The 12,082-nt window shown below is 63.1% G+C and carries 6 protein-coding genes and 3 rRNA genes; 5 read left to right on the top strand and 4 right to left on the bottom strand.

Annotated features, from left to right (window positions below; all coding sequences use genetic code 11):
- Position 1: 1 nt before the first annotated feature.
- The 4 genes from rrf to C1A17_RS13980 all read right to left on the bottom strand — a co-directional run bounded on the left by rrf (position 2) and on the right by C1A17_RS13980 (position 6,763).
- A 5S ribosomal RNA gene (gene rrf, locus C1A17_RS13995) occupies positions 2–118 on the bottom strand.
- A gap of 181 nt (positions 119–299) precedes the next feature.
- A 23S ribosomal RNA gene (locus C1A17_RS13990) occupies positions 300–3,408 on the bottom strand.
- 431 nt (positions 3,409–3,839) lie between these two features.
- Positions 3,840–5,366 (bottom strand): 16S ribosomal RNA (locus tag C1A17_RS13985).
- The 16S, 23S and 5S rRNA genes sit together here, the layout of an rRNA operon.
- 656 nt (positions 5,367–6,022) lie before the next feature.
- Complete coding sequence (locus C1A17_RS13980) at positions 6,023–6,763, bottom strand: SOS response-associated peptidase (protein ID WP_101653541.1); 741 nt, start codon at positions 6,761–6,763, stop codon at positions 6,023–6,025.
- A 465-nt stretch (positions 6,764–7,228) separates the two neighbouring features.
- Here C1A17_RS13980 and C1A17_RS13975 point away from each other — a divergent pair, with 465 nt between their 5' ends.
- From C1A17_RS13975 to C1A17_RS13955, 5 genes are all read left to right on the top strand, one after another.
- On the top strand, positions 7,229–7,726 hold the full coding sequence (locus tag C1A17_RS13975; RefSeq protein ID WP_101653540.1) for a MarR family winged helix-turn-helix transcriptional regulator: 498 nt from the start codon (positions 7,229–7,231) through the stop codon (positions 7,724–7,726).
- A gap of 111 nt (positions 7,727–7,837) precedes the next feature.
- Positions 7,838–9,004 (top strand): acyl-CoA dehydrogenase family protein, encoded by a 1,167-nt coding sequence (locus tag C1A17_RS13970; RefSeq protein ID WP_101653539.1) that lies wholly within the window; start codon positions 7,838–7,840, stop codon positions 9,002–9,004.
- Entirely contained in the window at positions 9,005–10,060 is a 1,056-nt protein-coding gene (locus C1A17_RS13965) for an enoyl-CoA hydratase/isomerase family protein (RefSeq protein ID WP_101653538.1), read from the top strand.
- The gene (locus tag C1A17_RS13960; protein ID WP_101653537.1) at positions 10,057–10,833 is read left to right on the top strand and encodes an enoyl-CoA hydratase; all 777 of its coding nucleotides are present in this window, start codon (positions 10,057–10,059) and stop codon (positions 10,831–10,833) included. The genes C1A17_RS13965 and C1A17_RS13960 overlap by 4 nt, the downstream gene beginning before the upstream one ends.
- A 246-nt stretch (positions 10,834–11,079) precedes the next feature.
- Positions 11,080–12,054 carry an NAD(P)H-dependent flavin oxidoreductase gene (locus C1A17_RS13955; protein WP_101653536.1) on the top strand — a complete coding sequence of 325 codons (975 nt, stop codon included), beginning with the start codon at positions 11,080–11,082 and terminating at the stop codon, positions 12,052–12,054.
- The last annotated feature ends 28 nt before the right edge of the window (positions 12,055–12,082 follow it).

Raw genomic sequence — 12,082 nt, 5'->3', positions numbered from 1 at the left:
ATTGCGGCGGTGTCTTACTCTCCCACACCCTGTCGAGTGCAGTACCATCAGCGCTGGCAGGCTTAGCTTCCGGGTTCGGAATGGGACCGGGCGTTTCCCTGCCGCTATGACCACCGCAAAACTATGGGGAACACGGCGGGCGTGTTCGTTCTGCGGAACCCCCGACACGTGGTGGGGGGTGTCGTATGTGTGGACGCGAGCGTGTCTCCACCCGGCCGGCTTACCGGCGGGGTGGTGTGTGCACAGTGATGGTGTGTGTGCTTGTGTTACCCGACCCGAACACACCCGGAAATAGGGTGGTGGGTGAGTGATCGGCGTATTAGTACCAGTCAGCTCCACGCATTGCTGCGTTTCCACATCTGGCCTATCAACCCCATAGTCTGTAGGGCGCCTCAATGGAAATCTCATCTTGAAGCAGGCTTCCCGCTTAGATGCTTTCAGCGGTTATCCTTTCCGAACGTAGCCAACCAGCCATGCACCTGGCGGTACAACTGGCACACCAGAGGTTCGTCCGTCCCGGTCCTCTCGTACTAAGGACAGCCCTTCTCAAATTTCCTACGCACGCAGCGGATAGGGACCGAACTGTCTCACGACGTTCTAAACCCAGCTCGCGTACCGCTTTAATGGGCGAACAGCCCAACCCTTGGGACCGACTACAGCCCCAGGATGCGACGAGCCGACATCGAGGTGCCAAACCATGCCGTCGATATGGACTCTTGGGCAAGATCAGCCTGTTATCCCCGAGGTACCTTTTATCCGTTGAGCGACCGCGATTCCACAATCCACGGCCGGGTCACTAGTCCCAGCTTTCGCTCCTGCTCGACACGTCCGTCTCACAGTCAAGCTCCCTTGTGCACTTACACTCGACACCTGATTGCCAACCAGGCTGAGGGAACCTTTGGGCGCCTCCGTTACTCTTTGGGAGGCAACCGCCCCAGTTAAACTACCCATCAGGCACTGTCCCTGAACCCGATCAGGGTCCGAAGTTAAGGAATCCACTATGGCCAGAGTGGTATTTCAACGATGACTCCACACACACTGGCGTGCATGCTTCACAGTCTCCCACCTATCCTACACAAGCCACACCGAACACCAATACCAAACTGTAGTGAAGGTCTCGGGGTCTTTCCGTCCTGCTGCGCGTAACGAGCATCTTTACTCGTAGTGCAATTTCGCCGAGTTCGTGGTTGAGACAGTGGAGAAGTCGTTACGCCATTCGTGCAGGTCGGAACTTACCCGACAAGGAATTTCGCTACCTTAGGATGGTTATAGTTACCACCGCCGTTTACTGGGGCTTAAATTCTCCGCTTCGAACCGAAGTTCTAACAGGTCCTCTTAACCTTCCAGCACCGGGCAGGCGTCAGTCCGTATACATCGTCTTACAACTTCGCACGGACCTGTGTTTTTAGTAAACAGTCGCTTCTCCCTGGTCTCTGCGGCCACCACCAGCTCCGAGAAGCATGTTCTCATCACCGGGATGGCCCCCCTTCTCCCGAAGTTACGGGGGCATTTTGCCGAGTTCCTTAACCACGATTCTCTCGATCGCCTTAGTATTCTCTACCTGACCACCTGAGTCGGTAATAGGGTACGGGCGGCTAGAACCTCACGTCGATGCTTTTCTCGGCAGCATAGGATCACCGGATCACCCACCAGATGTGGGTGCCCATCAGCTCTCAGGCACATGACAGACGGATTTACCTACCTGTCGCCCTACGACCTTAGACCACGACAACCATCGCGCGGCCCGGCTACCTTCCTGCGTCACACCTGTTAACACGCTTACCTACTACACATTCAGGTCCCACCCTCAACCGTGCACCCGTCCCGAAGGACAGGAGACAGTCTCGGCCGGTTAGTATCACATGCCTCGGTATTGGCGGTTCTTCGCCGGTACGGGAATATCAACCCGTTGTCCATCGACTACGCCTGTCGGCCTCGCCTTAGGTCCCGACTTACCCAGGGCGGATTAGCCTAGCCCTGGAACCCTTGGTCATCCGGCGGACGGGTTTCTCACCCGTCTTTCGCTACTCATGCCTGCATTCTCACTCGTATAGCCTCCACCACTGGATCACTCCGCAGCTTCACCGGCCACACGACGCTCCCCTACCCAATACCACAACTCAACCAACCGGACATGCCGGCGGCTCATCACACGTGGTATTGCCACAACTTCGGCGGTGTACTTAAGCCCCGCTACATTATCGGCGCGGAATCACTTGACCAGTGAGCTATTACGCACTCTTTCAAGGGTGGCTGCTTCTAAGCCAACCTCCTGGTTGTCTTCGCAACTCCACATCCTTTCCCACTGAGCACACGCTTAGGGGCCTTAGTTGGTGGTCTGGGCTGTTTCCCTCTCGACTACGAAGCTTATCCCCCGCAGTCTCACTGCCACGCTTACACTTACCGGCATTCGGAGTTTGGCTGACGTCAGTAACCCGGTGGGGCCCATCAGCCATCCAGTAGCTCTACCTCCGGCAAGCAACACGCAACGCTGCACCTAAATGCATTTCGGGGAGAACCAGCTATCACAGAGTTTGATTGGCCTTTCACCCCTAACCACAGGTCATCCCCTCCATTTTCAACTGAAGTGGGTGCGGGCCTCCACACGCTCTTACACGTGCTTCACCCTGCCCATGGCTAGATCACTCCGCTTCGGGTCTAGGACACGCGACTGGGACGCCCTATTCGGACTCGCTTTCGCTACGGCTTCCCCACCAGGGTTAACCTCGCCACGCACCGCTAACTCGCAGGCTCATTCTTCAAAAGGCACGCCATCACCCCGAAAGGCTCTGACGGCTTGTAAGCACATGGTTTCAGGTACTATTTCACTCCCCTCCCGGGGTACTTTTCACCATTCCCTCACGGTACTCTCCGCTATCGGTCATCAGGGAGTATTTAGCCTTACCAGGTGGTCCTGGCAGATTCACACGGGATTACACGAGTCCCGTCCTACTCGGGAACCATCACACACAGCCGGCACACGTTTCGTCTACGGGACTCTCACCCACTCCGGTCAGGCTTCCCAACCTGTTCGACTACACACACCACAACCATGCCCAGGGAATGCAGACCCCGGACGGATAGCCCCACAACACCGCACATGCAACGCCTGCACGCTTGACACACACACGGTTTAGGCTCTTCCGCTTTCGCTCGCCACTACTCACGGAATCATTCTTATTTTCTCTTCCTGTGGGTACTGAGATGTTTCACTTCCCCACGTTCCCCCCACACACCCTATATATTCAGATGCGGGTCACGACACATGACATGTCGCGGGGTTCCCCCATTCGGACACCCTCGGATCACCGTTCGTTTACCAACTCCCCGAGGCTTATCGCAGGTTACAACGTCCTTCATCGGCTCCTGATGCCAAGGCATCCACCATGCGCTCTTGAACACTCACACACACCCCCACGCAGCCGAAACCACGCACCGGGCGCATCCGAGTCGGATAACACAAGAAACACAACAACAAAATCACACAGAACACCCCACACACATATGCGCGCAGGATGTCCAGATACTCGCGTCCACTATACGATTCTCAAACAACCAGCAGACCCCACCCCGCACACCGACCCGAAGGCCGGCACGGCAGCAGGACCGCCATCCACAGAAAAACACCCACCCACAAACGTGGGGGCCTGTTCTCCCAGGACCCAACAGCGTGTCCGTCCCCCACCCACCAGCAGCACACAGGCCACCGACAGGCAGGCACCACCCCCAGGACCCGAAGACCCCGAAGGCAGCAGTTCTTATGATGTTCCACCCATGAGCAACCACCCCGCACACACATGGCACGGGCATGGCAACACTGAAATGTGTTCGCTCCTTAGAAAGGAGGTGATCCAGCCGCACCTTCCGGTACGGCTACCTTGTTACGACTTAGTCCCAATCACCAGTCCCACCTTCGACGGCTCCCCCCACAAGGGTTAGGCCACCGGCTTCGGGTGTTACCGACTTTCGTGACTTGACGGGCGGTGTGTACAAGGCCCGGGAACGTATTCACCGCAGCGTTGCTGATCTGCGATTACTAGCGACTCCGACTTCACGTAGTCGAGTTGCAGACTACGATCCGAACTGAGACCGGCTTTCTGGGATTCGCTCCGCCTCACGACATCGCAACCCTCTGTACCGACCATTGTAGCATGCGTGAAGCCCAAGACATAAAGGGCATGATGATTTGACGTCATCCCCACCTTCCTCCGAGTTGACCCCGGCAGTCTCCTATGAGTTCCCACCATCACGTGCTGGCAACATAGAACGAGGGTTGCGCTCGTTGCGGGACTTAACCCAACATCTCACGACACGAGCTGACGACAACCATGCACCACCTGTACACCAGCCCAAAGGGCTGAACCATCTCTGGCACATTCCGGTGTATGTCAAGCCTTGGTAAGGTTCTTCGCGTTGCATCGAATTAATCCGCATGCTCCGCCGCTTGTGCGGGCCCCCGTCAATTCCTTTGAGTTTTAGCCTTGCGGCCGTACTTCCCAGGCGGGGCACTTAATGCGTTAGCTACGGCGCGGAATCCGTGGAATGGACCCCACACCTAGTGCCCAACGTTTACGGCATGGACTACCAGGGTATCTAATCCTGTTCGCTCCCCATGCTTTCGCTCCTCAGCGTCAGTTACAGCCCAGAGTCCCGCCTTCGCCACCGGTGTTCCTCCTGATATCTGCGCATTTCACCGCTACACCAGGAATTCCAGACTCCCCTACTGCACTCTAGTTCGCCCGTACCCACTGCACGCGCAAGGTTGAGCCTTGCGTTTCCACAGCAGACGCGACAAACCACCTACGAGCTCTTTACGCCCAATAATTCCGGACAACGCTTGTACCCTACGTATTACCGCGGCTGCTGGCACGTAGTTAGCCGGTACTTCTTCTGCAGGTACCGTCACCCGAAGGCTTCTTCCCTACTGAAAGAGGTTTACAACCCGAAGGCCGTCATCCCCCACGCGGCGTCGCTGCATCAGGGTTTCCCCCATTGTGCAATATTCCCCACTGCTGCCTCCCGTAGGAGTCTGGGCCGTGTCTCAGTCCCAGTGTGGCCGGTCGCCCTCTCAGGCCGGCTACCCGTCGTCGCCTTGGTAGGCCATCACCCCACCAACAAGCTGATAGGCCGCGAGCCCATCCCCAACCGAAAAACTTTCCACCACCACTCCATGCGGAGAATGGTCATATCCGGTATTAGACCCAGTTTCCCAGGCTTATCCCAGAGTCAGGGGCAGGTTACTCACGTGTTACTCACCCGTTCGCCACTCATCCACCCACAGCAAGCTGCAGGCTTCAGCGTTCGACTTGCATGTGTTAAGCACGCCGCCAGCGTTCGTCCTGAGCCAGGATCAAACTCTCCATAAGAAAAATACAATCCCAGCCAAAAGAAAAAGACAGAGAAACAAAACAAAATTCTGCTACTCCACCAAATTTTCAATCAACCAGTAAAACAAAAAACTGGCATCACAAAAACAAACAAACACGCTATTGAGTTCTCAAAGAACAGACGCACTTCGACTCACCCGGCGCTGCGCCGGCCTCCTCGAGGCAACTTGTCCATCTTACCAATCGATCTCGCTCTGTCAATCCGGCGTGCTGCCGGCCGTCAGATTCTCAATCGGATGTCCGCCTCGGTACCCGGCTCGGGGGCCGCTCTCCGTGAGGCGAACGATTAACCACTCTAGACCGATTCGATCTCGCTTTGCAAATCCCATTCCGGTGATCTGCGCCACACGGTTCGCCGTCCGGGTGACCCCGTCATGCTGTGCCGTGAGCGGTGCTGCTCTTCTGCTGTTCCAGTGGAAGCGGGGCTCAGTGATCCGTTCGTATCCGACCGATCCGGCCCGCTCGCTTCGGTGTTTCCGTCGAGCAACAGGGACGACTCTAGATCGACTCTCCCCGGTGATGCAAATTGGGGTCGAGATCCCGGCTGACGGGACTCGCGTCCCGGGCGGGCTCGACCATTGGGCCGGCCGCTGACAACCGGCGCGGGTGCACGGGCGAGGCGCGATTCAGCCGGCTCATTCGTCATCGACGGGTTCGGTGAGGTCCGCGGACTGGTTGCGGACGTTGCCGACCTCCCTGCTCACGCGGTAGCGCTCGACGGCTGCCGGATCGAAGCCTGCGAGGAGCTCGTCGAGCACCGATTGCGCCTCGTCCGCGCCCGCCGTCGGGTCGATCCATGCCGGGATGTCCCGCGCACGGATCATCACCGGCATCCGGTCGTGGACCTCGGCGAGGTGCCCCGCCGAGGCGGTGGTGAGGATCGTCGACGAGACGAGCCAGCCGTCGCGCACCGCGGGATCGGCGGAGTCGTCTCCCTCGCCCTCCGGTTCGGGCCGCCGCCGGAACTCGAAGAGCCCCGCCATGTAGAGCTGGCCCTCCGGAGCGTGCATGAGCCAGGGCGTCTTCGCTCCCGAATCGTCGGCCTGCCATTCGTAGTACCCCGCGACGGGGATCGCACATCGCCGGCGGGCGAACGCCGCCCGGAACATCGGTTTCGACGCGACGGTCTCGGAACGGGCATTGAACGCGCGGAAACCGATCTTCTCGTCCTTCGCCCAGCCCGGGACGAGACCCCAGCGCGCCGACTCGAGTCGCCGCACCGCCTCCCCGGTCTCCGCCGGCCGGTCGACGATGATCGGCAGGACCGCCCCGGGCGGCACGTTGTACCGGGGCGAGAACCGGTGGCCCACCGTGTCGATATCGAGCTCGTCGACGAGATCGGCGGGGTCCAGGGACATGTTCAGGCGTCCGCACATGGGGTCATCCTCTCATCCGCGCCCGCCGCGCGGGAGAGGGCGACTCCGGTGATCGCCTGCCGCGCGGGAGAGGACGACACCGGCGACCGCCGGCGAGCGGAGCTCGCCGTGGCCTCGGCAGCGGCCAGGTGGGACGGCGCCTCGCCGGGAGGCTCCCAGTGGGTCCCGCCGAACGGATGTCGGCACTCGTCGCGGGAGGACTCCCGGCACGCGTCGCCGCAAGGTTGCAGATGCTCATCGCCCGACGGATGCCGGCACTCGTCGCCGGATGTCTCCTGACACACATCGCCGGGAGGTTCCCGGCACGAGTCCTCGCTGCGACTCCCGGCACCCGTCGTCACTGGGACTCCGGACTGCGGCTCCGAGCACGCGTCGTCACTGGGACTCTCGGCGCGCTCCCTCATTACACTGGGGCGAGACCGCCGCCGGACAGGAAGTCGCCCGACAGGAAGAGAGGGTCAGTCGATGCCCGCCGAGTTCGACCCCATCGAGGAGTCGCGCAAGCAGTGGCTCGCGCACGGGTGGGCCGACGAGGCCGACGGCATGTCCCTGGTGACCTCGGTCATGCGCGTGCACCAGCTGCTGCTCGCGCGGGTCGACCGCACGCTCAAGCCGTTCGCCCTGACCTTCTCGCGGTACGAGGTGCTCGCGCTCCTCTCCTTCACCCGTCGCGGTTCCCTGCCGATGAACAAGATCACCAAGCGCCTCCAGGTGCACGCGACCTCGACGACGAACTCCGTCGACCGGCTCGAGGCCGCAGGGCTCGCCGCGCGCCGGCCCCACCCGGCGGACGGACGCACCACCCTCGTCGAGATCACCGAGGCCGGCCGCGACCTCGTCGCGCGCGCCACGGCGGCCCTCAACGCGGAGGTGTTCCTCTCCCCCGGACTCGACGGGACCTCGCTGCGTCGCCTCCTCGGCGACCTCGGCGCGCTCCGCACCGGACTCGAATCGCTCGACTGACTCCGCCGCCGGCGGGCTACTGCGGCCGTCGTCCGAAGAATTACTTGGACGTCCAACTTTCTGCCCCTAGACTGGCTCTCGAATGCGCCACGACGACGTGAAGGAGTTGCCATGGCCCGCAGCACCGCAGCTGCCCTGACCTTCGGACTCACCGACGACCAGATCGAGCTCGCCGACATGTGTCGGGAGTTCGCCGATGCCGAGATCGCCCCGCACGCCCTCGACTGGGACGCGGACCACCACTTCCCCGTCGATGTCATCAAGCGCACCGCCGAGCTCGGCATGGGCGGGATCTACGTGCGCGAGGAGCACGGCGGCTCGGGCCTCGGCCGGATGGACGCCGCGCTGATCTTCGAGGCGCTGTCGACCGGCTGCCCGTCCGTCGCGAGCTACATCTCGATCCACAACATGGTCGCCTGGATGCTCGACAAGTACGCCACGCCCGAGCAGCAGGAGAAGTGGCTCGTCCCGCTCACCGCGTTCGAGGCGCTCGGCTCCTACTGCCTCACCGAGCCCAACGCCGGCTCCGACGCCGCGGCGCTGCGCACCACCGCCCGGCGCGACGGCGACCGCTACATCCTCAACGGCGTCAAGCAGTTCATCTCCGGCGCCGGCGAGACCGATCTCTACCTCGTCATGGCCCGCACCGGTCAGGAGGGCTCCCGCGGGATCTCGACGTTCGTCCTCGAGAAGGGGATGGACGGCCTGACCTTCGGTGCGAACGAGAAGAAGATGGGCTGGCGCGCCCAGCCCACCCGCCAGGTGTTCATGGAGAACGTCAGCGTCCCGGCCGAGAACCTCATCGGCGAGGAGGGCGAGGGCTTCAAGATCGCGATGTCCGGGCTCGACGGCGGCCGCCTCAACATCGGCGCCTGCTCCCTGGGCGGCGGTCAGGCCGCGCTCGAGAAGGCCATCACCTACATGGGCGAGCGGCAGGCCTTCGGCACCGAGCTCACCGGATTCCAGGCGCTGCGCTTCACGCTCGCCGACATGCAGGCCCGGCTCGAGTCCGCGCGCTCGATGCTGTGGCGGGCCGCCGCAGCCTATGACGCCGGCGATCCGAACACCTCGCTGCTCTCCGCGATGGCCAAGCTCACCGCCACGGACACCGGCTTCGAGGTGGCCAATGACGCCCTGCAGCTGTTCGGCGGCTACGGATATCTGACAGAGTATGGAATCGAGACGCTGGTCCGCGATCTCCGCGTCCACCAGATCCTCGAAGGCACGAACGAGATCATGCGGGTGATCATCTCCCGCAAGAGCACAGGAGTGGGATAAATGGCGACCTCCCCCGATGACGAGGCGACTGTCATCATTCGAACCGTCGGTGCGCTCGGCCGCATCGAGCTCAACAAGCCCAAGGCGATCAACGCCCTGAGCACCGACATGGTCCAGACGATCGACGCCGCGCTGCGGCAGTGGCAGACCGACACGCAGGTGGCGGCGGTGCTCATCACCGGACGCGGCGAGCGCGGGCTGTGCGCCGGCGGCGACATCAAGGCGATCCATCGCGACATCTCCGAGGGCACGAACGCCGAGAACATGACCTTCTGGGCCGACGAGTACGCGATGAATCACGCGATCGCGGAGTACCCCAAGCCCTATGTCGCGATCCTCGACGGCATCACCATGGGCGGCGGCGTCGGCGTGTCCGTGCACGGCTCGCACCGACTCGTCACCGAGACCACGAAGATCGGGATGCCCGAGACCGGGATCGGCCTGTTCCCCGACGTCGGCGGCACCTACCTGCTCGCCCAGCTCCCGAGCGAGGTCGGCATGTACATGGGCCTGACCGGTGAACCGGTGGGCGCCGGCGCCGCGATCGCCTACGGCCTCGCCGACACCTACATCGACCGCGACCGCATCCCCGAGCTCATCGAGGCCCTCGAGGCCGAGGCGTTCGCCGTCGACACCGTCATCGCGCGGTTCGCCGAGGAGCCCCCGGAGAACGAGCTGTCGGTCGCCGAGGGGTGGATCGCCGCATGCTTCTCCGCGGACTCCGTGGTCGAGATCATCGACCGCCTGCGCCGCCACCCGAACGAGGACGCGCAGAAGACCGCGGACCTGCTCGAGACCAAGTCGCCGCGCTCGCTCGCGGTGACCTACGAGATGATCCGCACCGCGAAGGACATGAAGCTCGAGGAGGTCCTCGAGCGCGATCTCCGCGCTGCCACGGAGATCGGCAAGCGACCGGACCTCGTCGAGGGCATCCGCGCCCAGGTCATCGACAAGGACCGCAACCCGCAGTGGGATCCGCCCACCCTGGCCGGGATCACCGAGGACGAGATCCGGGCCATTCTCGACACCGAACAGGAGAGGACGGTCTTCTCATGACCGATTTCGACACCGTGCTCGTGGAGAAGGGTGACGGCTACGGCATCATCACCCTCAATCGCCCCCAGGCGCTCAACGCGCTCAACATGCAGGTGCTCACCGACGTCACGACGGCGGCCGCGGAGCTCGACGCCGACGACGAGGTGTCGGCGATCATCATCACCGGCGCGGACCGCGCCTTCGCCGCCGGGGCCGACATCAAGGAGATGCAGAGCCTCGACTTCGCGACCGCCTACAAGGCCGACTGGTTCGCCGGCTGGACCCGGCTGGCCGATGTCCGCGTGCCGATCATCGCCGCGGTCAACGGCTTCGCGCTCGGCGGCGGCTGCGAGCTCGCGATGATGTGCGACATCCTCATCGCCTCGACCAAGGCGAAGTTCGGGCAGCCCGAGATCAACCTCGGCGTGCTGCCGGGCATGGGCGGGTCCCAGCGCCTCACCCGCGCGATCGGCAAGGCCAAGGCGATGGACCTGTGCCTCACCGGCCGGATGATCGGTGCCGAAGAGGCCGAGCGCTCGGGCCTCGTCGCGCGCGTTGTCGAGCACGAGGAGCTGCTCACCGAGGCGAAGGAGATCGCCGCGGTCATCGCGGGCAAGTCCCAGATCGCCTCGGCGCTGGTCAAGGAGGCCGTCAACGTCGCGTTCGAGACGACGCTCGAACAGGGACTGCGCTACGAGCGCCGGCTGTTCCACGCCTCGCTCGCGACGAACGACCAGAGCGAGGGCATGGCGGCCTTCATCGAGAAGCGGGAGCCGAACTTCACCCACACCTGAGTGCCCGCCGCGCGGCGGGCCGTCGGGTCGCCCCTCGGATCGGACGTTCGTTCGCTCCTTCACGCACCGCCTCGGCGCGTCGACCCTCGCGCACGATCACGAGTTCCCCCTGGTCACAGACATGGACCAGGGGGAACTCCGCATTCAGTCAGCCCTGACTCTTTCGCCTGCCCTGCGGGTGCGTTAAAGTTCAGGAGAGGGCGCCCGCGCGCGCCCGCGTCATCGTCGACACTCCGAGGAGAACTCATGGCACTGCCCGAGGTGCTCACCCGTCCGCTGCGACTGCCGGTCATCGCGTCCCCGCAGTTCATCGCCTCCGGCCCCGAGCTCGTCAAGGCCCAGTGCCAGGCCGGCATCATCGGCGCGTTCCCGACCCTCAACGCCCGGCCGCTGCCGATGCTCGACGAGTGGTTCACCGACATCCGCGAATCCAACGAGGCCTACGCCAAGGCCAATCCGGGCTCCCCGGTCGGCACCTTCGCCGCGAACCTCATCGTCCACCGGACGAACAACCGGCTCGAGGAGGACCTCGAGCTCGTCGTCAAGCACGAGGTGCCGCTCGTCATCACCTCGCTCGGCGCCCGCGAGGACGTCTACGAGGCGGTGCACTCCTACGGCGGCGTCATCCTCCACGACGTCATCAACAACCGCTTCGCGCACAAGGCGATCGAGAAGGGCGCCGACGGGCTCATCCCGGTGGCCGCCGGCGCCGGCGGTCACGCTGGCTCGCAGTCGCCGTTCGCTCTCGTCCGGGAGATCCGGTCATGGTTCGACGGCCCGATCGCGCTCTCCGGGGCGATCGCCCACGGGCAGTCGATCCTCGCCGCCCTCGCGACCGGGGCCGACTTCGCCTACATCGGATCCGCCTTCCTCTCCACCCCGGAGGCGAACGTCCAGGACGGCTACCGGCAGATGATCGTCGACTCCGATGCCGACGACATCGTCTACTCCAACCTCTTCACCGGTGTGCACGGCAACTACCTGCGCGGCTCGATCGAGGCGGCCGGCCTCGACCCGAACGACCTGCCCGAATCCGATCCGTCGAAGATGAACTTCGGCTCCGGGGGCAATCAGAAGGCCAAGGCCTGGAAGGACATCTGGGGCTCCGGTCAGGGAGTCGGCGCGATCTCCGAGTCGCTGCCGACCGCCGAGCTCGTCGAGCGGTTCGCCGCCGAGTTCGACCAGGCGAAGAAGGACCTCTTCGCGCGCGTGGGCGCCTGAGTGACCCGAATCCCGACCGCGGGCCCGA

Source organism: Brevibacterium ihuae, from assembly GCF_900184225.1.
GTDB lineage: Bacteria > Actinomycetota > Actinomycetes > Actinomycetales > Brevibacteriaceae > Brevibacterium > Brevibacterium ihuae.
This window is presented reverse-complemented; position numbering and strand designations above follow the sequence as displayed.